The organism is Actinophytocola sp. (genome assembly GCF_050699915.1).
GTDB lineage: Bacteria > Actinomycetota > Actinomycetes > Mycobacteriales > Pseudonocardiaceae > Actinophytocola.
Window position 1 is genome coordinate 23,011 of the sequence record NZ_JBOHGA010000030.1, and the last position, 20,624, is coordinate 43,634.

The 20,624-nt window shown below is 71.5% G+C and carries 20 protein-coding genes and 1 riboswitch; of the genes, 5 read left to right on the forward strand and 15 right to left on the reverse strand.

Annotated features, from left to right (window positions below):
* The first annotated feature begins 27 nt into the window (after positions 1 to 27).
* A complete protein-coding gene (gene rpsT / locus ACRDSK_RS08475; RefSeq protein WP_431439414.1) occupies positions 28 to 288 on the forward strand; it encodes a 30S ribosomal protein S20 in 261 nt (86 codons plus the stop codon).
* A 424-nt stretch (positions 289 to 712) separates the two neighbouring features.
* On the opposite strand, the gene holA is transcribed toward rpsT, so the two are convergent.
* Complete coding sequence (gene holA, locus ACRDSK_RS08480; protein ID WP_431439415.1) at positions 713 to 1,690, reverse strand: DNA polymerase III subunit delta; 978 nt, start codon at positions 1,688 to 1,690, stop codon at positions 713 to 715.
* A 138-nt stretch (positions 1,691 to 1,828) separates the two neighbouring features.
* A riboswitch (SAM riboswitch) is annotated at positions 1,829 to 1,957 on the forward strand.
* 11 nt (positions 1,958 to 1,968) lie between these two features.
* Between holA and thrC the strand changes: the two genes are divergently transcribed.
* A complete protein-coding gene (gene thrC, locus ACRDSK_RS08485) occupies positions 1,969 to 3,222 on the forward strand; it encodes a threonine synthase (protein ID WP_431439416.1) in 1,254 nt (417 codons plus the stop codon).
* Here the strand turns inward: thrC and ACRDSK_RS08490 are convergent.
* The 8 genes from ACRDSK_RS08490 to ACRDSK_RS08525 form a co-directional block, all read right to left on the reverse strand.
* Complete coding sequence (locus tag ACRDSK_RS08490) at positions 3,150 to 5,780, reverse strand: DNA internalization-related competence protein ComEC/Rec2 (protein ID WP_431439435.1); 2,631 nt, start codon at positions 5,778 to 5,780, stop codon at positions 3,150 to 3,152. The two genes, thrC and ACRDSK_RS08490, sit on opposite strands and share 73 nt — an antisense overlap.
* 2 nt (positions 5,781 to 5,782) lie before the next feature.
* A complete protein-coding gene (locus ACRDSK_RS08495) occupies positions 5,783 to 6,739 on the reverse strand; it encodes a helix-hairpin-helix domain-containing protein (protein ID WP_431439417.1) in 957 nt (318 codons plus the stop codon).
* 141 nt (positions 6,740 to 6,880) lie between these two features.
* Positions 6,881 to 7,738, reverse strand: coding sequence for a DegV family protein (locus ACRDSK_RS08500; RefSeq protein WP_431439418.1), 858 nt, complete (start codon positions 7,736 to 7,738; stop codon positions 6,881 to 6,883).
* A 26-nt stretch (positions 7,739 to 7,764) separates the two neighbouring features.
* Positions 7,765 to 8,478: a diglucosylglycerate octanoyltransferase gene (gene octT, locus ACRDSK_RS08505; RefSeq protein WP_431439419.1), complete on the reverse strand. Its 714-nt coding sequence runs from the start codon at positions 8,476 to 8,478 to the stop codon at positions 7,765 to 7,767.
* 4 nt (positions 8,479 to 8,482) lie between these two features.
* A complete protein-coding gene (locus tag ACRDSK_RS08510; protein ID WP_431439420.1) occupies positions 8,483 to 9,097 on the reverse strand; it encodes a histidine phosphatase family protein in 615 nt (204 codons plus the stop codon).
* Positions 9,094 to 9,495, reverse strand: coding sequence for a ribosome silencing factor (gene rsfS / locus ACRDSK_RS08515; RefSeq protein ID WP_431439422.1), 402 nt, complete (start codon positions 9,493 to 9,495; stop codon positions 9,094 to 9,096). The genes ACRDSK_RS08510 and rsfS overlap by 4 nt, the downstream gene beginning before the upstream one ends.
* 70 nt (positions 9,496 to 9,565) lie before the next feature.
* On the reverse strand, positions 9,566 to 10,156 hold the full coding sequence (nadD, locus tag ACRDSK_RS08520) for a nicotinate-nucleotide adenylyltransferase (RefSeq protein ID WP_431439423.1): 591 nt from the start codon (positions 10,154 to 10,156) through the stop codon (positions 9,566 to 9,568).
* A gap of 48 nt (positions 10,157 to 10,204) precedes the next feature.
* Positions 10,205 to 10,624 (reverse strand): RidA family protein, encoded by a 420-nt coding sequence (locus tag ACRDSK_RS08525; protein ID WP_431439424.1) that lies wholly within the window; start codon positions 10,622 to 10,624, stop codon positions 10,205 to 10,207.
* Between the two features lie 89 nt (positions 10,625 to 10,713).
* Here ACRDSK_RS08525 and ACRDSK_RS08530 point away from each other — a divergent pair, with 89 nt between their 5' ends.
* Complete coding sequence (locus tag ACRDSK_RS08530) at positions 10,714 to 12,819, forward strand: RecQ family ATP-dependent DNA helicase (protein ID WP_431439425.1); 2,106 nt, start codon at positions 10,714 to 10,716, stop codon at positions 12,817 to 12,819.
* A gap of 56 nt (positions 12,820 to 12,875) precedes the next feature.
* Here ACRDSK_RS08530 and ACRDSK_RS08535 read toward each other — a convergent pair whose 3' ends face one another.
* The gene (locus ACRDSK_RS08535; RefSeq protein ID WP_431439426.1) at positions 12,876 to 14,192 is read right to left on the reverse strand and encodes an FAD-dependent oxidoreductase; all 1,317 of its coding nucleotides are present in this window, start codon (positions 14,190 to 14,192) and stop codon (positions 12,876 to 12,878) included.
* A 112-nt stretch (positions 14,193 to 14,304) separates the two neighbouring features.
* On the opposite strand from ACRDSK_RS08535, the gene ACRDSK_RS08540 reads away from it, so the two are divergent.
* Positions 14,305 to 14,952, forward strand: coding sequence for a TetR/AcrR family transcriptional regulator (locus ACRDSK_RS08540; RefSeq protein ID WP_431439427.1), 648 nt, complete (start codon positions 14,305 to 14,307; stop codon positions 14,950 to 14,952).
* Between the two features lie 57 nt (positions 14,953 to 15,009).
* On the opposite strand, the gene ACRDSK_RS08545 is transcribed toward ACRDSK_RS08540, so the two are convergent.
* Positions 15,010 to 16,497, reverse strand: a complete 1,488-nt coding sequence (locus ACRDSK_RS08545) for a flavin-containing monooxygenase (RefSeq protein WP_431439428.1) — start codon at positions 16,495 to 16,497, stop codon at positions 15,010 to 15,012.
* Positions 16,498 to 16,564: 67 nt separating this feature from the next.
* On the opposite strand from ACRDSK_RS08545, the gene ACRDSK_RS08550 reads away from it, so the two are divergent.
* Positions 16,565 to 17,161 (forward strand): TetR/AcrR family transcriptional regulator, encoded by a 597-nt coding sequence (locus ACRDSK_RS08550; protein WP_431439430.1) that lies wholly within the window; start codon positions 16,565 to 16,567, stop codon positions 17,159 to 17,161.
* Between the two features lie 25 nt (positions 17,162 to 17,186).
* On the opposite strand, the gene proB is transcribed toward ACRDSK_RS08550, so the two are convergent.
* From proB to rplU, 4 genes are all read right to left on the reverse strand, one after another.
* Positions 17,187 to 18,296 (reverse strand): glutamate 5-kinase, encoded by a 1,110-nt coding sequence (gene proB, locus ACRDSK_RS08555; RefSeq protein ID WP_431439436.1) that lies wholly within the window; start codon positions 18,294 to 18,296, stop codon positions 17,187 to 17,189.
* A 17-nt stretch (positions 18,297 to 18,313) separates the two neighbouring features.
* On the reverse strand, positions 18,314 to 19,765 hold the full coding sequence (gene obgE, locus ACRDSK_RS08560) for a GTPase ObgE (protein ID WP_431439431.1): 1,452 nt from the start codon (positions 19,763 to 19,765) through the stop codon (positions 18,314 to 18,316).
* 87 nt (positions 19,766 to 19,852) lie between these two features.
* Entirely contained in the window at positions 19,853 to 20,110 is a 258-nt protein-coding gene (rpmA, locus tag ACRDSK_RS08565) for a 50S ribosomal protein L27 (RefSeq protein ID WP_431439433.1), read from the reverse strand.
* A gap of 14 nt (positions 20,111 to 20,124) precedes the next feature.
* A complete protein-coding gene (gene rplU / locus ACRDSK_RS08570; protein ID WP_431439434.1) occupies positions 20,125 to 20,436 on the reverse strand; it encodes a 50S ribosomal protein L21 in 312 nt (103 codons plus the stop codon).
* Positions 20,437 to 20,624 lie beyond the last annotated feature (188 nt).

Sequence of the window (20,624 nt, forward strand, 5' to 3'; positions counted from 1 at the left end):
CCGTGATCGACATCGAGGAGTACACGCGTGGCGAACATCAAGTCCCAGATCAAGCGGATCAAGACGAACGAGAAGGCGCGGCAGCGCAACAAGTCCGTCAAGTCCTCGGTGAAGACCGCGATCCGCAAGTTCCGCGAAGCGGCGGAGGCGGGCGACAAGGACAAGGCGGTCGAGCTCCTGCAGGACGCCAGCCGCAAGCTCGACAAGGCGGCCGGCAAGGGCGTGATCCACGCCAACCAGGCGGCGAACAAGAAGTCCGCCATGGCCAAGCGAGTCAACCAGCTCTGAACAGACTTTCACCTGTGCCGGCCGCCCAGTGGGTGGCCGGCACAGTCGTCTCTGGCCTCCGGCCCCCGATCACCAGCCTAAGGCGAGGCATCGACGATTTCGGCCGGTCGGGGGGCGAGCCTGTGGACAACTGTCCGATCGCGGCCGCCGGCCCCCAAAATTCCAGCCTACGCGGCACCACCGACAATCCCGGCCGCCCAAACCGGCCCTGTGGACAACTCCGAACTGGCGGGCCCCCCCGCTTTCCAGCCTACGGACCGACACCGACGATCCCGCCGAGCGCGAGCCAACCCGCGCAAATCTGTGGATGGTGGCGCGCCTTGTGGACAACCGCGAGGGGGTCCCCCTGATTCCAAATCTACCGGGCGACTCTGACGATTTCGCCTGAAGTCGATCAAGCCTGTGGACAGGTCTCGCCCGGGCGTCAGCTGCGGCGGCGGGCCTCGGCCAAGCGGAGCACCGCGCGCTGCAGCGCGTAGTCCGCGTCCACCGCGACGCCCTTCACGTCCGCGTTCACCTCGGCCACCACCTGCATCGCCGCCACCAGGCCCGCCGGGTGCCAGCCGCGCGACTGGGACAGTGCCTTGCGCACCTTCCACGTCGGCATGCCCAGCTCGGTCGACAACCGGTACGGGTCCGCGCGGCCCGCACCCGCGACCTTCGCCACCGTGCGCACGCCGTCGGCCAGCGCATCGGCCACCAGCACGTGCGGCACACCCAGCTGCATCGCCCAGCGCAGCATCTCCAGCGCACCCGCCACGTCGCCGGTGATCGCCTTCTCGGCCACCGCGAACCCGGTCACGTCCGCCCGGCCGCGGTGGTAGCGGCGCACCTCATCGGCGGTCACCTCACCACCCGTGTCGGCGACGAGCTGCGCCGCCGCGGACGCCAGCTCGCGCAGGTCCGAGCCGACCGAGTCGATCAACGCGCTCACCGCGTCCGCGTCGGTCTTGCCGCCGGCGCGGCGGATCTCGTTGCGCACGAAGGCCTCGCGGTCCGCCGGCTTTGTGATCCGCGGGCACTCGACCACGTGCGCGTCCGCCGACCGCAGCGCGCCGATCAGATCCTTGGCCGGCTTGCGGCCACCGCCCGTGTGCAGGACGACGAGCTGCACGCCGTCCGCCGGCTCGCGCACGTACGACGTGATCGCCGCGGCGATGTCCTTGCCCGCGTCGTGCGCGTTCTCGATCACGATCACCCGCTGCTCGGCGAAAAGCGACGGGCTGACCAGCTCCGCGAGCTCGGGCGGGGTGAGGTCGGACACCTTCACCCGGGTCAGCTCGGCGGTCGGATCGGCGAGCTTGGCAGCGTCGGCCGCGGCCCGGACCGCGCGCTCGACCAGCAGCTCCTCCTCCCCGAGAACGAGCTGGAGCGCGGGCGGGGTCACGGCTGGGGCCTTCACCCGGCCATCCTCGCACCACCGTGGTCGCGCCCGCCGCCGGCCGCCTCGCGTGTCGGTAGGGGCCTTCTCGAATGATGGACCTCACGTTGGCCGACCCGCCGGGTCGTGCCGTAACGTGTTCGGCGAACAACTGAATACAGCTCATCCAGAGGGGCAGAGGGAAACGGCCCGAAGAAGCCCCGGCAACCGGCGTCAGCCATTCGTGTTCCGCGAGGAGCGGCGACGACCACGGTGCCAATTCCGACCCGCACGCGGGACAGATGAGGAGAAACCTCGCGATGACGATCACTGCCGCCACCACCACGCTCGACCTCGGGCCCGCGCGCGCCCTGACGTGCCGCGAGTGTGGCAACCAGGTACCTCTCGCCGCCGAGTTCGCGTGCGCCGAGTGCTTCGGCCCGCTCGAGGTCGCCTACGAGTTCGGCGACGTGACTCGCGCCGAGATCGAGGCCGGTCCCAAGTCGATCTGGCGCTACCGGCGACTCCTGCCCGTGCCGTCCGATGTGGACGCCCACCCGAACACCGACCCCGGCCTCACCCGCCTGGTGAAGGCCGACCGGCTGGCGGCCGCGCTCGGTGTGAAGTCGTTGTGGGTCAAGGACGACACCGGCAACCCGACTCACTCCTTCAAGGACCGCGTCGTCGCCGTGGCGCTCGCCGCCGCGCGCCAGCTCGGCTTCACCGTGCTCGCCTGCCCGTCGACCGGCAACCTGGCCAACGCCGTGGCCGCCGCGGCCGCACGCGCCGGCTGGCGGTCGGTGGTGCTGATCCCGTCCTCGCTCGAGCGAGCCAAGGTCCTCACCACCGCGGTGTACGACGGCGCACTGATCGCGGTCGACGGCAACTACGACGACGTCAACCGCCTTGCCACCGAGCTCGCCGCCGAGCACGAGGACTGGGCGTTCGTGAACGTCAACGTGCGCCCGTACTACGCCGAGGGCTCGAAGACGCTCGGCTACGAGGTCGCCGAGCAGCTCGGCTGGCGGCTGCCCGACCAGGTGGTCGTGCCGGTAGCCTCCGGCGCGCAGCTCACCAAGGTGGACAAGGGTTTCCGCGAGCTGACCGAGCTAGGTCTGGTCGACGGCAAGGACTACCGAGTGTTCGGCGCGCAGGCGACCGGCTGCTCGCCGGTGTCCGCCGCGTTCAAGGCGGGCCAGGATGTCGTGCGGCCGGTGAAGCCGGACACGATCGCGCGCTCGCTCGCGATCGGTGCGCCGGCTGACGGCCCGTACGTGCTCGACGCGGTACGCCGCACCAACGGCGCGGTGGAAGACGTCTCCGACGACGAGGTCGTCGAGGGCATCCGCCTACTCGCGCGGACGGAGGGCATCTTCGCCGAGACCGCCGGTGGCGTCACCGTGGCGACGGCGAAGAAGCTCGTCGAGTCCGGCCAGCTGGATCCCGACGCCGAGACCGTCCTCCTCATCACCGGCGACGGCCTCAAGACCCTCGACGCCGTTCAGGACAAGATCGGCCCCAAGGCCGTGGTGCCCCCATCGAGCGAAGCGGTCCGCAGGGCCCTCGAGTCCTGACCAGCCACCCGCCGACACCACGCCGCTGCTGTCCGATATGGACAGTCTGGCTGCCGTGTACGACCGAGCACGACGCAATCGACCGACAGGTGTCGGCGGTGCCTGGCGTGCGTCACGAGGGCCTCCCGGCGCCGCCGACCTGCTGTGCCGCCAGCCGGGCCGAGCCCGCGGCGGGCGGGCCTCGGGACGGTCCCGCGGGTCACTGCCCGCGGACCCGCGTCGCCGGGGACGATCGCCGCGTCGCCGTCGGTGTCCGTGCGCAGCACCAGCATCCCGGCGCGGTTCAGCGCCCGGAGCGTGCTCGGGTTCGGGTGGCCGTATCGGTTGTCCGCCCCGACGCTCACCACCGCGATCCGTGGACGGATCGCCGTGAACAGGTCCGGCGTCGTGTACCGGCTGCCGTGGTGCGGGACCTTGATCACGTCCGCGGACAGATCCACGCGCGCGTTCAGCAGTTGCGCCTGCGCGGCGAGCTCCACGTCGCCGCTGAGCAGGATCCGGCCTGCGGCCGTGGTCGCACGCAGCACGACCGAAGCGTTGTTGATCTCCGTGCCGTCGGCCTCCGCCGCTGGCATCACCTCCCTTTCCGAGGGCGCCAACACCTCCATCGACAGTCCCGGCCAGTCCAGCCGGCGCCCGGCCTCGAGCTGGACGACCGGCACTCCGGCCGCCGCGGCTTTCGCCCGCACCTCCTGCCAAGCCCAGCCCGGCTCTCTCGCCGGGCCCACGCCCACCGCACCGACCGCGCGGTCCGCCAGCACCGCGTCGAGCCCGCCCACGTGGTCGGCGTGCAGGTGACTGAGCACCACGAGCGGCACGCGCGACACCTCGAGCCGGTCGAGGCAGGCGGCCAGTGGACCAGGCTCCGGCCCCGCGTCGACCACCACCGCCCGACCCTCGTCGGCCGTGGCCAGCACGAGCGCGTCGCCCTGGCCCACGTCGCAGGCCACCATCGCCCAGTCCGCCGGTGGCCAGCCGGGGGCGATCACCCGGATCGGGACGACCACGACCAGCAGCCCGGCGAGAGCCGCACCGACGAGCACCCGCAGGCGCCGGCGCCGCAGTGCCGCCACCAACAGAAGGACGCACGCCGCCAGCAGGAGCCCGCCCCACCAGCCGGCCGGCCAGTCGATCGCCGCACCCGGCACACGCGAGGCTTGCCGCGCGACCAGGATCAACCAGTCGACCTCCGGACCCGCGAACCGGACCAGCACCTCCGCGAGCCACGGCCACACCGGCGCCACGAGAGCCGCCAGCACGCCCAGCACCGTGGCCGGCGCGACTACCGGCGCCGCCAGCAGGTTCGCCAACACCGAGACGAGGCTGACCTGCCCGGCCATCCCGGCCACCACCGGAGCGGTGACCAGGTGGGCCGCCGCGGGCACGGCGAGCGCCTCGGCGAGCCCGCGCGGCACGCCGCGTGCGGCCAGCCGATCGGCCCAGCGCGGCGCGATCAGCACCAGGCCGGCGGTGGCCAGTACCGACAGCGCGAACCCGAAGCTGACCGCCATCGCCGGGTCCCACAGCACCAGCAGCACGACCGCGGTCCCCAGCGCGGGTAAGGCCGCCCGTTCCCGTCCGATCGCCAGGGCCAGCAGTCCGACCGCGCCCATCACCCCAGCGCGCAGCACGCTCGGCTCCGGCCCGGCCAGCACCACGAACCCGACCAGCGCGAGCATGGCCCCGGCGGCCGAACCCCGTGGTCCGACCCGCATCACGCGCAGCAGCAACAACACCGAGACACACACGATGGCGAGGTTCGCGCCGGAAACCGCCAACAAATGCGCCAGGCCGGCCGTCCGGAACTCCTCCTGGACCTGCCGCGACAGCTCGTCGGTGTCGCCCACGACGAGCCCCGGAAGAAGTCCCGCCGACTCCGGGTCGAGCACTCCGGCGGCGTCCCGCAGTCCCATCCGCAGCGACTGCGCGACCCGCTGCCACACGGCCGCCTCGGTCACGTCGGCCGGCGGTCCGCGCACCCGCAGCACAGCCACGGTCAGCTCACCCGGCCGCGTCGTCGCCAACTGCGCGGTGGCGCTGACGTCCTGTCCGGGCAGCAACGTCGACCACCGGTCGACCGGGGCGATCACCACGACGCGCCCGTGCGAAGGCACCACCGCGCCCGCGACCACCGCGTCGCGCACCCGTGCCGGCACCACGACCGCTCGCACTCCGCCCTGCTGACCGCCGAACCCCGTCGAGAACAGCGGTCGCGGGCGTTCGGTGACCGTCACCCGGAACGTGCCTCCGGCGCCGGCGTTCGCGTGTTCCCGCAGCGGGTCACCCGCCGCCTCGCGCAACCGCCCCGTCGTGAACACGCCGACCAGCAACGCGCAGATCAGCAGCGACCAACCCACGCCGAGACGCCACCACCGCGCCGGCTCGGGCCGGCGCCGCGCCGCCAGCAGCACGAGCACCCCGGCGGCGACCGTGGCGCCGCTCCCGATGGCGACCCACGACCAGCCGACGAGCAGGCCGAGCATCGTCGTGAGCCAGACGACCAGCGCCGCCGGCACCAGCCGCCAGTCCGGCGCCGAGGCGAGGTCGAGGTCGCGCATGCTCACCTGGCCACCACCAGGTCCTTGAGCCTGGCGAACCGAGTCGGCCCGATCCCGTCGACCTCGCGAAGTTGGTCGACGGAGGCGAACCGGCCGTGCTGGGTGCGCCAGTCGAGGATCCGCTGCGCGGTCACCGGTCCGACCCCGGGCAGCGTGTCCAGCGAGGTGAGCGTCGCCGAGTTGAGGTCGACGGACCCCTCGCCCGGCTCGCCGGCACCGGACGCCCCGGCGGGCGGCTCCGCGCCCGCCGGGGTCGGGACGCCGACGTAGATCTGCTCGCCGTCGCCGAGCCGGCGAGCGAGGTTGAGACCGCCGAGGTTCACGCCGCGGGCCGGCCCGCCGGCCGCCTCGAGTGCGTCCGCGACCCGTGCGCCGTCCCGCAACGTGATCAGCCCTGGCCGCGCGACCCGGCCGACCACGCTGACCACGATCGAGCCGCCACCGGACGGCGGAGCCGACGCACCCGGCGTTCGGACCGACGCGGCCGGCAACGCCGGCGGCACCTCTGGTTCCTTGCTCGAACCGGACATCACGAGCCCGACCGCCACGGCGACACCGAGCAACACGGCCCCGGCCGCCGCGGCGGCGGCCAGCCGCCACCGTGGTCGCTCCTCGACCGTGGCCGGCAGCCAGCGTTCCAACAGCCGGTCCAGCCTTCGGCGCCACCACAGCTCGGCGACCGGCCGAGGCGAACCGAGCAGCACGCGCTCCGGTTCGCGCGGCGCAGAAGGGTCGGGCGACCCGGCGCGGACGTCGGGTGGCGCGACATCCGGCCACCACTCGGGATCCGCCGCGCGCGGCTGGCGCGCGTCGGGTGAGACGTCGAGCCAGCGCTGGTCCGCCGGCAGCACCGAGGTGTCCGCCGCCGGGCGGTCGGCGCCGGCCTGGCTGATCAGACGGGCGAGCCGGCGGCGGGCACGGGCACTGCGACGGTCGCGTCGGGAGGTCGTGTCGATCACGCAATCGACGTTATGCCCGGCGGCGCTCGCGTCGGGCCGGTCGGCCCTCTGCTGTGGACAAACGAGTCGGTTGTGGACAACCGGCGCGAGATTCCCTTCGGTGGCGCGGAATTGTCGGCGGGGTGTGCGACGCTGGCCGATTCACCGATCGGCCGGACACACCACCACGCCGAGCATCCCGGGACCGGTGTGCGCGCCGATGGCCGCACCGAGCTCGGACACCACACAACCCGACGCGGACGAGATCCGCTCGTCGAGCCGCGTGGCGAGCTCCGCGGCACGTTCGTACGAGCCGAGGTGATGCACGGCGAGCTCGACGGCCGTGGCGTTGGTCGCCGCCGCGGCCTGCTCGGCGAGGTCCACCAGCCGCAGCACGGCCCGGTTGGTCGTCCGCACCTTCTCCAGCGGCACGATCCGCCCGTCCTCGACGTGCAGTACCGGCTTCACCGCGAGCGCGGTGCCAAGGAAGGCCGCCGCCGACCCGATCCGCCCGCCCCGCCGCAGGTACTCGAGGGTGTCCACCACGAAGAAGGCCGTCGTTCGCGCCGCCGCGTCGACCGCCGCGTCCTCCACTGCCTCGCCCGACCCGCCGCCGATCGCCGCCGAGGCCGCCCGCAACACCGCGAAACCCAGCCCCATCACCGCGGTCCGCGAGTCCACCACCCGCACCCGGTCGCCGCCGACCTCCTGTGCCGCCAGCCGGGCCGACTCCCACGTCCCGGACAGCTCACGCGACAGGTGCACGGACACGATGCCGTCCGCGCCCTCGTCCAACAGCCGTCGGTAGACGGCGACGAACTCGTCCGGGTTCGGCCGAGAGGTGGTAACCGTCCGCTTGCTCCCGAGCGCCGCCGCCACCTCGGCCGGGCCGATGTCCACCCCGTCCAGCCCGGACTCGTCGTCGATCAACACGTGCAACGGCACCACGTGTACCGCGTGCCGGGCGGCGAATCCGTCCGGCAGGTACGCGCTGGAATCGGTGACCACGGCGACCGGCACGGTCGGTCAGCCTACGGGGTGCCCGCTTAGAGCAACGGTCCGACAAGCTCTGCGAGCGCCTTGCCGACCCGCTCGTGGCCTTCCCATCCCCAGTGGATCCCATCCGGGTTCCCGCGCCCGGCCAGCACGTGCTCGCCGACCAGTTCGGCCAGGTCGAGCAGCGGAACGCCCGCCCGGTCACCCCACCCCCGGATCGCCCCTGCGGCCTCGCGCCGGCCGGTGTGCACGAGCCCGTACGACGCCGCCCGGTGCACCGGCGGCAGCACGCCCACCGCGGGCAGGTCCGGCCGCAGTGCCCGGATCGACCCGAGCGTCTTGTCCAGGTAGCGCACGGTAAGCGCGGGCGGCAGCGCGACCGGTCGTCCCCGGGTCGCCCTGGCCAGCCACGGCTGGGCGGCCTGGTAGCGGGCCCGGACGAGCCTGCGCAGCCCGTCGGGTCGCAGGTAGCGCAGCCCTTCACGCAGAAAGGTGGGCAGCGGTGAGGGCAGCGTGTCCATGCTGCCGACACCCAGGACGAGCACGTCCGCCTTGGGCAGCGCCGACCACACCCTGGGGTCGCCGGCGAGCGCCCAGAACGCGTCCCGCGCGGTCCAGCCGGCGCTCGCGAACAGCTCGGTCCGCCCGCCGAGCGAGGCCGCCGCGAGGTTGGGCCACAGCCGCACGTCGTCGGCCGGACAGGGCCCGTCCGGGCCGTGAAAGCTCAGTGAGTCCCCGAACATCAACAGGGTCGGCGCGCGCATCGGCTCAGCCGGTGATCCCTGCGTTGTACACCCGCAGCCGCCAGGCCAGTCCGCTCGACCCACGCCTGGTCAGCACCGTCCAGTGACAGTTCCCGATGCCGCCCAACTTCGCCCAGGCGGTGATCGGCAGCTCCAGCAGATGCCCGGTCAGCGCGGTGATCAGGCCGCCGTGTGCGCACAGCACGGCCGTGTCCTCGGTCGACTCGTCGAGGTCGCCGACCACCTCGGCGGCTCGCGCGGCGACCTCCAGCCGCGACTCACCGCCCGGCGGCGTCCAGGTCGGATCGGTCTGCCAGAGCTGGCGCGAACCCGGCCACTGCTCGTCGACCTCCGCGCTGGTCATCCCCTGCCAGAGCCCGAGGTTGGTCTCCCGCAGCCGCTTGTCCACTCGCAGCGGCACGCCCGTGACCTCGGTGAACGTGGTGGCCGTGTCCATGGCCCGGCGCAGGTCGGACGTGACGACGATGTCCGGGGAGAACCGGGCGAGCGCGGGCACCGCGAAGCGCGCCTGGTTGCGGCCCACGTCGGTGAGGACCGAGTCCAGGTGCCCCTGCATCCGGCCGGTCGCGTTGTAGTCGGTCTCGCCATGCCGCCACATCACGAGCCGGCTCAGGGTCACGTCGGCCTGCCGTCTACGCCACCCGACTCGGCGACGGCCGGGGTCGGGTCGAACTCGATCCGAGGGCAGTCCTTCCATAGCCGCTCGAGGCCGTAGAACGCCCGCTCCTCGGCGTGCTGCACGTGTACGACGACGTCGACGAAGTCGAGCAGCACCCACCGACCCTCGCGGGCGCCCTCGCGGCGCACCGCCTTGTTGCCGGCGTCGCGCATCTTCTTCTCGACGTTGTCGACGATCGCACCCACCTGCCGCTCGTTTGGCGCAGACGCTATGACGAAACAGTCGGTGATCACCAGTTGCTCGGAGACATCGAGCACGATCACGTCGCTGGCCTTCTTGTCGGCCGCGGCGTTGGCCGCAACAAGTGCCAACTCGCGTGCGTCGTGCGTTGCGACCACGTCACTCCTCGATCGTCGAACTACTTGGTCCAGGCCTTCAAGCCCTACGAGAGTACCCGTGCCGACCCGATCATTGGGCGCCGTACAGATCGCGCTTGGAGATGTACTGCACGACGCCGTCCGGAACCAGGTACCAGACAGGCTGACCGGCCGCGACGCGTGCCCGGCAGGCGGTCGACGAGATGGCCATCGCCGGGACGTCGACCAGGCTCACCGAGCCGCTGGGCAGGTGCTCGTCGCCGAGCGAGTAGCCCGGCCTGGTCACACCCACGAAGTGGGCCAGCGCGAACAGCTCCTCGGCCTGGCGCCACGACAGGATCTGCTCCAGCGCGTCCGCGCCGGTGATGAAGAACAGCTCCGCGTCCCGGTGCGCCGCGTGGAGATCGCGCAGCGTGTCGATCGTGTAGGTGGTGCCGCCACGGTCGATGTCCGCCCGACTCACGGAGAACCGCGGGTTCGAGGCGGTCGCGATCACCGTCATCAGGTACCGGTCCTCGGCGGCACTCACCTGGCGATGGCTCTTCTGCCACGGCTGCCCGGTCGGCACGAAGATCACCTCGTCGAGGTCGAACCTGGCCTGGACCTCGCTCGCCGCCACGAGGTGTCCGTTGTGCACGGGATCGAACGTGCCACCCATGATCCCGATCTTCCGCCCTGACATAGCTGGTCAGCGTACGTGACCGTCGATCGGCCAGTCGGCCAGAAGAGTTCAGCGCGGGCGGACGAACCGACCCGGTGGCACCACGGCGATCGGGACGAGCTCGACGAGGAACTCCGGCAGGACCAGCCCGGGCACCTGGATCAGAACGCTCGCCGGCGCGGTCGCGGCGTCGAAATGACGAGCTCGGACACGCTGGATCACCGGCAGGTCGGCGCGGTCGAGGAAGTAGATCGTCATGGAGACGATGTCGCCGAGCGTGCCGCCCACCTCGGCGAGAACCGTCCTGACGTTGTCGACGGCCTTCTCCATCTGCGCCTCGACATCCCCGACACCGACGACGTTGTCGAGTTCGTCCCACGCCACCTGGCCCGTGACGTGGACGACCACACCCTCGCCCTGCACGACTCCCTGGGAGAACGCACGCCCGTTCGGCCGCCACATGCCCACCGGGTTGTACCTGTCGGTCATCCTGCCTCCTCGGTATCAACCCGTGCGAAAGGGACCACTCGCACGGGTTCCTCCTGGCCGCTGTCGGTCCCATGCGTCATGGTGGAGGCGTGGACCAGCAACCGCTCCGTAACTCAGCCGAACAACACCTCCGCGCACTCGCCGGCGACGGCGCCGCACTGCGCGAGGACCAGTGGACCGCCATCAAGGCCCTGGTCGTCGACCGCAGGCGGGCGCTCGTCGTGCAGCGCACGGGGTGGGGGAAGTCAGCCGTCTACTTCATCGCCACGGCGTTGTTGAGGGAGCTCGGCCAGGGCCCGACGGTGATCGTCTCTCCGCTGCTCGCGTTGATGCGCAACCAGATCGCGGCGGCGGGCCGTGCGGGCGTGCACGCGGCCACGATCAACTCTGCCAACATCGACCAGTGGCACCAGGCGCAGGAAGACGTCCTCGCCGGACGGACCGACGTGCTGCTGGTCAGCCCGGAACGGCTCAACAACCCGGAGTTCCGCGACACGGTGCTGCCCGAGCTCACCGCGTCGGCCGGCATGCTCGTGGTCGACGAGGCGCACTGCATCTCCGACTGGGGCCACGACTTCCGGCCCGACTACCGGCGACTGCGCACCCTGCTCGGCGAGTTGCCGGCCGGCGTGCCGGTGCTGGCAACCACGGCCACGGCCAATGACCGGGTGGTGCGGGACGTGGCCGACCAGCTCGACCTCGGCGCGCGGGACACTCTGGTCCTGCGTGGCCAGCTCGACCGGGAGAGCCTGCACCTCGGGGTGCTGCGGCTGCCGACCGCGCAGGCCAGGTTCGCCTGGCTCGCGGAGAACCTGGAGAAGCTGACCGGGTCCGGGATCATCTACACGCTCACGGTCGCCGCCGCGAACGACGTCGCGGCGTTCCTGACCGCGCAGGGGTTCTCCGTGAGCGCGTACTCCGGCAAGACCGACCCGGCCACCCGCGAGCGCATCGAGCAGGATCTGCTGGCCAACCGGATCAAGGCGGTGGCCGCGACGTCCGCGCTGGGCATGGGGTTCGACAAACCAGACCTGGGCTTCGTGATCCACCTCGGCGCGCCGCCCTCGCCGATCGCCTACTACCAGCAGATCGGGCGCGCGGGCCGCGGTGTCGAGCGGGCCGACGTGCTACTCCTGCCCGGCACGGAGGACCAGGACATCTGGGCCTACTTCGCGTCGCTGGCCTTCCCGCCGGAGCGCGTGGTGCGCCAGGTCCTCGACGTGCTGGCCGAAGCCGACCGTCCACTGTCCACAGTGGCGATCGAGCCGCGATGCGATCTGTCCCGCAGCCGGCTGGACATGGTGTTGAAGGTGCTGGACGTGGACGGCGCCGTGCACCGGGTGAAGGGCGGCTGGATCGCGACCGGTAGGGGTTGGGAGTACGACGAGGATCGGTACGTCGGCATCGCGGGTGCTCGGCGATCCGAGCAGCAGGCGATGCTGGAGTACCAGCGGACCGAGAAGTGCCGGATGGAGTACCTGCTCCACCAGCTCGACGATCCGCACGCCGCGCCGTGTGGCCGGTGCGACAACTGTGCCGGAGCTCGGTGGACGGCGGAGGTCTCGGGGGAAGCGGTCGCGCAGGCGCGGGAGCGTTTACGCAGGCCCGGGGTCGACGTCGAGCCGCGTCGCATGTGGCCAAGCGGGATGGCCGCGCTCGACGTTCCGGTGTCCGGCAAGCTCGCCGCCGGTGAGCTCGCCGAAACGGGACGGGCACTCGGCCGGCTCACCGACGTCGGGTGGGGCAACCGGTTACGTGAGCTGTTCGCACCGGGTGCCCCGGCCGACGGACCGGTGCCGGATGACGTGGTCGACGGTTGTGTCGCGGTGCTCGCGTCGTGGGGCTGGCAGGAGCGTCCGGTCGGCGTGGTCGCACTGGGCTCGGTCCACCGTCCGAAGCTGGTGTCGAGCCTCGCCGAGCGCATCTCGACGATCGGCCGCCTCCCGCTGCTGGGTGAGCTCGACGTGCACGAGTCGGGCGAGCGCCAGGCGAACAGCGCCCGCCGGCTGGCGCAAATCTGGCGTGCGCTGGAGGTCGGTCCGGCACTGACGGAGCGACTGGCCACTGTGGATGGTCCGGTGCTGCTGGTGGACGACCGACTGGACACCGGCTGGACGATGACCGTGGCGACCAAGCTCCTCCGAGACGCAGGCGCCCCGGCGGTACTGCCCTTCGCACTGGCCACAACGGCCTGACGCACCTCGACCATCGACCGGGAGCGGCCCTGGCGAGGCGCTCCCGGCCCGAACGGTCACTTGCTGCCCAGGTCACTGAACACCTTTCGCTTGAGAGGGGGAATCGCCGAGAACATTCGTAGCGACGCCTTGAACATCGAGCGGCTGATGCGGTTCGTCGAGACCGTCTGTGCCGCGGTGCGGCGCGACATCCGTACCGCCGCGAAGCCGTAGTCGATCATGTGAGTCTCGTAGTCGTGGATCGCGGAGAGGAGGTCGGTCTCGCCTCTGGCGGCGGCGATCAGGTTGCGCGCGAGCAGCTGCGCGTCGCGAAGCGCGGTGTTGGCGCCGATGCCGCGGAACGGCGTCATGCTGTGGATCGCGTCGCCGAGGAGGGTGATGTTGGTCGTCTCCCAGCGTGGGATCCGCACAGACGTGCGGATCGGCAGCAGGGACACGCTCTGCTCAGGTGAGTCGGCGACGAGCCGACGCAGTGACGGGTGCCAGCCCTCGGTCAGCCGGCCGACGAGGTCCCGCAGCGCGGCACCATCCATTGCGGACAGTTCGGCGTCCGGCCCGAGCCGGGTGTGGTCGGCGGCGTAGGCCCACATGACGTAGCTGCCGGTGTTGTCGAACAATACGGTGTCCTCGGCGAACGTCCCGTCGTTGCCACCGATGCCGTTCACGACCGGCGCTTCGGCGTCGAGCTCGTGCGGGGCGACGAACATGCCGCAGCCGGCCGGCGGGATGACGTTGTTCGGTCCGGTGTGGAGCTGGGTCGGCAGCCACCGCTTGGTCTCCTCGGTGAGTGGGAGCTTGCCCGCGATCGTGCGGACGCCGGTGTCGACCCGCTCGGCGTGCGGCAGGTACTGGCCACGTACCCGCGAGGCGGCGCCGTCGGCGGCGACCAGCACGTTGGCGGTGGCGGTCGTGCCGTCCGCGAAGTGCAGGGTGACGGTGCCGTCGTCGGCACGGGTGTAGCGCTCGAACTCCTTGCCGTGGTGCAGCACGCCGTCCAATCCGGCGGACAGCACCTGGTGGAGCGTGATGCGGCTGACCGAGTGGTGCGCGGTGACCGGGTCGCGTGCTGGGCCCGAGGTGAGCTCCTCCTCGACGCGCAGCAGCTCCGCGAGCTGCTCGGTCACGAAGCTGAACGAGCTGCCCGGCGAGCCGCAGGTGGCGACGAACGCCCGCCACAGGTCGGGCGGCAGGCATTCGTGGAGCGCTCGTGAACCGTGCGGGTTGATATGGACCCGGTACCCCTGCAGGCGTTCGGTCCGCAGCCTGCTGCGTTCGTACACCGACACGTGGACGCCGGCCTGGTGCAGAGCCTGCGCAAGGGCCAACCCGCCCGTACCGCCGCCGACGACCGCTACTCGGAGACGCTTGGACATCGCTACCTCCTTCATCGGAACCTGACAGGAGTCATAATCATCCATCTGTATGATTAAGTCAACCATACATCTGAGACTGTCACCCGTGGCGTTGATCGTCTACTGTTGACCCATGACGACCGGCCGAAATCCGCGACGCACGCCGACTCCCGGTGAGCGGCAGCGCGACCCGGAGCGGACGCGAGCGCGCATCCTCGACGCGGCCAAGGTCGAGTTCGGAGCCAAGGGCTTCGCTGGGGCGCGGGTCAGCGACATCGCCGACCGAGCGGGCGTCAACAAGCAGCTGATCTCGTACTACTTCGGCGGGAAGGAGGGCCTCTTCGCGGAGCTGTCCGCGCAGTGGCGGCAGGCCAGCGCGACGCTCGCGAACCCGGACCAGCCGCTCGACGCGATGATCGCCGGCTTCACGATGAGCACGGTCCACTACCGGGACTGGGCGCGCATGATGGTCTGGGCGAACCTGGACACCGGCGGCGCGTCGCCGGACACCGGTCAGGACGACGAGTTCCTCCGGGATCAGGTCGCGGACATCCGACGCCGTCAGGGAGCGGGCGAACTACCCGCCGACCTGGATCCGGCGTGCGTGCTGCTGGCCTTGTTCGCCGCGGCGAGTGCGACGGTCACGCTGCCGCGGATCGTCAAGGCGATCTGCGGTGAGGACGCCGACTCCGACGAGTTCACCCGCCACTACTCCGACCAGCTCGCGCGACTCATCCGCCACCTCGGCAACAGCCGGCCGCCAGCAAGCGACCAGCCGTAGTGAGCTGCCGGGGCCGAGCGGCCCGACGTAGTCGAGCTGGTCAGGCGTTGACGTGCGTCAGGCGTAGGCGTAGTCGGTCACCGGGAAGGTGGCGGCGGCTCGTCGGGCGTTGAGGGTGGACGTCGGGCGCAGGAGGGCCGGCTCGCCGTGCTGGTTGAAGTAGTAGCTGCGCGCGGTCGAGCAGCTGCCCAGCTCGAACACCGAGTCGCCGAGGCGGGCTCGCATCTTCGCGAGGAAGTCGTCGTTGGCGGCCTGCTTCACCTCGAAGGTGGTCACGTCCCGCCGGCGCAGCTCGCCGAAGAGCCTTGCCATGTGGCGCATCTGCGCCTCGATCGTGGTGAAGTACGACAAGCCGCTGTAGGAGTACGGACTGTTGAGACTGATCAGGTTCGGGAAGTACGGAATCGTCACGCCCTCGTACGCCTGGAAGCGGTTGGCGCGCCACCACGAGCCGAGGTCACGGGACTCTCGGCCGGTGATCTCGATCGCGGGGAAGTTGACGTCCCACAGGTTGAACCCGGTGGCGAGCAGCAGTGTGTCGATCTCGGTCCGGCGGCCGTCGGTGGTGACGATGGCGGTCGGCTCGACGTGGTCGATCGGCGTCGTCTCGAGGTGGACGTTCGGCTTGTTGAACGTCGGGAAGTAGTCGTTGGAGAACGTCGGCCGCTTGCAGCCGAACGAGTAGTCCGGCGTGAGCTTGCGGCGTAGCTCGGGATCCCTGATCTGACGGCGCAAGTGAGCTCGCGCGAGCCGCTCAGCGCCGCGGTTCATCAGCTGGGCGTGCCGGTAGTGCAGCACGCCGGTGACCATGATCGCCTCCAAAGCGGCCGTGTTGAGCAACCGCGCGATCCGCTGCGCGAGCGGTACGCGGGCGAAGAGCCGCTGGAGCGGGCGCGGGATCGGGCCGTCGAGCTTCGGTGTCACCCAGATCGGCGTGCGCTGGTACACGGTCAGCTCGGCGACCTGGCTCGCGACCTCCGGCACGAGCTGCACGGCCGTCGCCCCGGTGCCGATGACCGCGGCGCGGCGGCCGGTCAGGTCATAGCCGTCGTCCCACGCCGTGGAGTGGATGACCTTGCCCGTGAAGGTGTCGATGCCCGCGATGTCCGGCATCCGGGGCTGGGAGAGGAAGCCGGTGGCGGTCACCAGGTACCGGGCGGTGAGCCGCTCGCCACCGCGGACTCGGACCGTCCACGCCTGGGCGCGGTCGTCCCAGGTCGCGCCGTCGACCACCGTGCCGAAGCGCATGTGGCGGCGCAGGCGGTACTTGTCCGCGACGTGCTCGGCGTAGCGCTTCAGCTCCGCGCCCGGGGCGAACAGCCGCGACCAGTACGGGTTCGGCTCGAACGAGTAGGAGTAGGTGACCGACGCGATGTCGACGGCGAGACCCGGGTAGCGGTTGACGTGCCAGGTGCCGCCGAGGTCGTCCTCGCGTTCGAGGATCACGAGGTTGGTGATGCCGAGCCGGTTGAGCTGAATCGCGGCGCCCATGCCTCCGAAGCCGGCGCCCACGATGATCGCGTCGTAGTCGGGTGTCACGGTCACCCCTCCCATTCGAGATACCCTTGGTATTCGAATACGCTCGGTATGTCAAGCGGCTAGGCTGGCGGTCGTGACCCGACTGACCCGCGCGGAGAGCCAGGCCCGGACCCGCACGCAGCTGCTCCGGACGGCCCGAGAGCTGTTCCTGCGCGACGGCTACCTGGTGACCTCGCTCGACAAGGTCGCCGAGGAGGCGGGCTTCTCGAAGGGCGCGGTGTACTCGAACTTCCGCCGCAAGGACGAGCTGTGCCTGGCGGTGCTGGACGAGATCCGGGCAGAGCGGGCCGCGGAGATCGCCGGCCTGCTCGCGGCGCCCGACACCGAGGAGCGGTTACGCCGGTTCGAGGAGTGGGCGGAGCGCGTGATCGGCGATCCTCAGTGGACGGCGCTCGAGTTCGAGTTCGCGGTGCAGGCTCGTCGGGACCCGGCGCTGCGGGAGGAGCTGGCGAACCGGCTGACCGCGGTGGGCGAGGTGGTGGAGTCGGCGGTGGCGAACGTGGCGGACGGCCGGGCCACACCGCCGATGCGCACCAACGAGGCGGCGACGGCCCTGCTCTGCCTCGGGGTCGGTCTCGGCTTGTTTCGCTCCATCGACCCGGCTATGCCGGTAAAAGCCCTGGTGAACACAGTGCGGGTGCTGGCCGGCATACCGGCGCAAGATGCCTAGCGGCGGGGGTGCCGACTCCGTGGGGTCAGTGGCGCAGTGGGACCAGGTCGTCGGCGTGGACGACCTCTCTTCTTTGTTCCGGGGGCAGGTCGTGGGTCTTGCGGCCGATCAGGACCGGCAGCTCCGTCGCGTCGAAGGCGACCACTCCCCTTGCCACCGTGCGGCCGGCGGCATCCGCCAACTCGACCACGTCGCCCGCTTCGAAGTCACCCGTCACCTCTGTGATGCCGGCCGCCAGCAGGGACCTACGGCGACCCACCACTGCCGCCACCGCGCCGTCGTCGAGATGTAGGCGGCCCTTGGGGTCGGCGGCGTAGGCCAGCCAGAAGCGCCTCGGCGTCAGGCGGCGGGAGCTCGCGGCGAAGGCGGTCCCCACGTCGGCCGGGCCAAGGGCGCGAGCGGCATCCGTGGCGGCCGCGATCAGGACCGGGACGCCGGCCGTCGAGGCCAGGCGGGCCGACGCCAGCTTGGAGACCATGCCGCCGGTGCCGATGTCCGACGGCGCCTCGTCGGCGCGGACGTGGTCCACATCGGACTCGTGGGTCACCTCCGCGATGTGGGTGGCGTCGCCCCGTCGCGGGTCACCGTCGTAGAGACCGTCCACATCGGACAAGAGGACGAGGGCCTCGGCACCTACCAGGTACGCCACCAGCGCCGCCAGACGATCATTGTCGCCGAAGCGGATCTCTTCGGTGGCGACCGTGTCGTTCTCGTTCACCACCGGGACCACGCCCAGGGCCAGCAGCCGGGACAGGGTCCGCTGCGCGTTGCGGTAGTGCGCGCGGCGCACGACGTCGTCGGAGGTGAGCAGGACCTGACCCACGTTGAGGCCGAACCGACCGAACGACGACACGTAGGCGTGCCCCAGCGCCAGCTGGCCGACGCTCGCGGACGCCTGCTGGGTCGCGAGGTCGCGCGGCCGTCGACTGAGACCCAGCGGCGCCAGGCCCGACGCGATCGCGCCGGAGGACACCAGCACCACCTGGCTGCCGGCGGTGCGCCGCGCGGCGAGGGCGTCGACCAGCGCGTCGAGGCGGGCCGGGTCGAGGCCGCCCGCCGCGGTGGTCAGCGAGGACGAGCCGACCTTGACGACCACCCGCCCGGCCGCGGCGATCCGCGCCCGCGTGTCGGACAGCACGGCCGCCCGCTCACTCACGACTCGTCACCGGCGGGTGGGTCGAGGCTCGGCGCGCGCCGCGCCTGTCTGGCCGCCTTGCGCTCCGTCGCACCCACCCGGGTGTTGCGGTCCAACCGCGGGTCGTCCCCTCGCTCCTGGAGCAGCACGGCCACGCCGGCCGGCGTGGAGGGCTCCCAGTCGAACGTCACGCGGCCGATCGTCACCGGGCAGCCCGGCTTCGCGCCCGCCTGGGCCAACGCCTGCTCCACCCCCAGTCGGGCCAGGCGGTCGGCCAGGTAGCCCACGGCCTCGTTGTTGTCGAACGCGGTCTGGCGCACCCAGCGCTCCGGCCGCTCGCCGCGCACGATGAACGCGCCCGCCTCCGCCGGATCCTCGACCACCGTGAAGCCCGCCTCGTCCACCGCCGGCGGGCGGAGCACGATCCGCGACGCCTCCAGCGGCGGCCGGCTCGCGCGGTCCTCCTCGACGGTCCTGGCCAGCGCGAACGACAGCTCCCGCAGGCCCTCCCGGCTCGCCGTCGACACCTTGAACACCGGCAGGCCACGCTCGGTCAGGTCCGCCTCCACCAGGTCGGCGAGCTCCCGCGCGTCCGGCACGTCCACCTTGTTCAGCACGACCACCCGCGGCCGCGACGCCAGGCTGCCGCCGAGCGCCGGCGTGTAGCGGGCGAGCTCCTCCTCCAACGCGTCCACGTCGGACACCGGATCGCGGCCGGGCTCGTAGGTGGCGCAGTCGACCACGTGCACCAGCACGGAGCAGCGCTCGATGTGGCGCAGGAAGTCCAGGCCGAGCCCCTTGCCCTGGGACGCTCCCGGGATCAGCCCCGGCACGTCGGCCATCGTGAACGTCGACTCGCCCGCGGTGACCACGCCGAGGTTCGGCACCAGCGTCGTGAACGGGTACTCGGCGATCTTGGGCCGGGCCGAGGACAGCACCGAGATCAGGGACGACTTGCCCGCCGACGGAAAGCCGACCAGCCCGACGTCGGCCACCGAACGCAGCTCGAGCACCAGGTCGCGCTCCTCGCCCGGCTCGCCGAGCAGCGCGAACCCCGGCGCCCTGCGGGCCTTCGAGGCCAGCGCCGCATTGCCCAGCCCGCCGCGACCGCCCCGGGCCGCCGTGAACCGGGTGCCGCTGCCGGTCAGGTCGGCGAGCACCTCGCCGTCGTCGGTGAGCACGACCGTGCCGTCGGGCACCCGCAGCTCCAGCACCTCGCCCGCGGCGCCGTCGCGGTTGCTGCCCTGGCCCTGCTTGCCGCCGACGGCTCGCGCGTGCGGCCGGAAGTGGAAGTCGAGCAGGGTGTGCACGCCGGAGTCGACGACGAGCACGACGTCACCGCCGTTGCCGCCGTTGCCCCCGTCCGGGCCGCCGAGCGGCTTGAACTTCTCGCGGTGCACCGAGGCGCAACCGTTGCCGCCGTTGCCCGCGGACACGTGGATCACCACGCGGTCGACGAATCGGGACACTGGGAACCTTCCAGAGATGACAATGAGGGGCGGGCCGCGGTACCGCCGGCCCGCCCCTCACGGGGTCTCGCTCCTGATCGCCGGGCGTCAGCCCTCGACCGGGACGATGTTCACGGTCTTGCGACCGCGCTTCTCGCCGAACTGGACCGCACCCGCGGCCAGGGCGAACAGCGTGTCGTCGCTACCACGACCGACGTTGACGCCGGGGTGGAACTTGGTGCCGCGCTGGCGAATCAGGATCTCGCCCGCGTTCACCAGCTGGCCGCCGTACCGCTTCACGCCGAGGCGCTGGGCGTTGGAGTCGCGCCCGTTGCGGGAGCTGGACGCACCCTTCTTGTGTGCCATGGTTTTGTCAGCTCCTACTTGGTCTTGATGTCGGTTACCTCGACGCGGGTCAGCTTCTGCCGGTGACCCTGCCGCTTGTGGTAGCCGGTCTTGTTCTTGAACTTGTGGATGCGGATCTTCGGACCCTTGGTCTGTTCGACGACCTTGCCCAGCACCGACACCTTGGCCAGCTTGGCCGCGTCGGTGGTGACGTCGTCGCCGTCGACGACGAGCAGCGCGGGAAACGAGAGCTCGGCTCCCGGCTCACCGTCGAGCTTCTCGACCTCGACGATGTCGCCGACGGCGACCTTGTACTGCTTGCCGCCGGTCTTGACGATCGCGTACATCGGGACGGAACTCTCCTGCTACTCGGTTCTCGAAACTGAGGGCTGCGCATGCGGTCGGCGCCGCGCACGAGTCGGCCCACCGAAAGGCGGGCCGACATACAGGGTACGTGGCCGCCTGATCGGCGGGCAAACCGGGGTCAGCCGTCGTGCGTGGCCGACACGGGCGGGCCGGCCGGCCGGGACGCGCC

Coding starts and splice junctions, on each gene's coding strand:
- thrC (WP_431439416.1), top strand. CDS start 1,969: ATGACGATCACTGCCGCCACCACCACGCTCGACCTCGGGCCCGCGCGC.
- ACRDSK_RS08490 (WP_431439435.1), bottom strand. CDS start 5,780: ATGCGCGACCTCGACCTCGCCTCGGCGCCGGACTGGCGGCTGGTGCCG.
- octT (WP_431439419.1), bottom strand. CDS start 8,478: ATGCGCGCGCCGACCCTGTTGATGTTCGGGGACTCACTGAGCTTTCAC.
- nadD (WP_431439423.1), bottom strand. CDS start 10,156: ATGTCAGGGCGGAAGATCGGGATCATGGGTGGCACGTTCGATCCCGTG.
- ACRDSK_RS08525 (WP_431439424.1), bottom strand. CDS start 10,624: ATGACCGACAGGTACAACCCGGTGGGCATGTGGCGGCCGAACGGGCGT.
- ACRDSK_RS08535 (WP_431439426.1), bottom strand. CDS start 14,192: ATGTCCAAGCGTCTCCGAGTAGCGGTCGTCGGCGGCGGTACGGGCGGG.
- ACRDSK_RS08540 (WP_431439427.1), top strand. CDS start 14,305: ATGACGACCGGCCGAAATCCGCGACGCACGCCGACTCCCGGTGAGCGG.
- rpmA (WP_431439433.1), bottom strand. CDS start 20,110: ATGGCACACAAGAAGGGTGCGTCCAGCTCCCGCAACGGGCGCGACTCC.
- rplU (WP_431439434.1), bottom strand. CDS start 20,436: ATGTACGCGATCGTCAAGACCGGCGGCAAGCAGTACAAGGTCGCCGTC.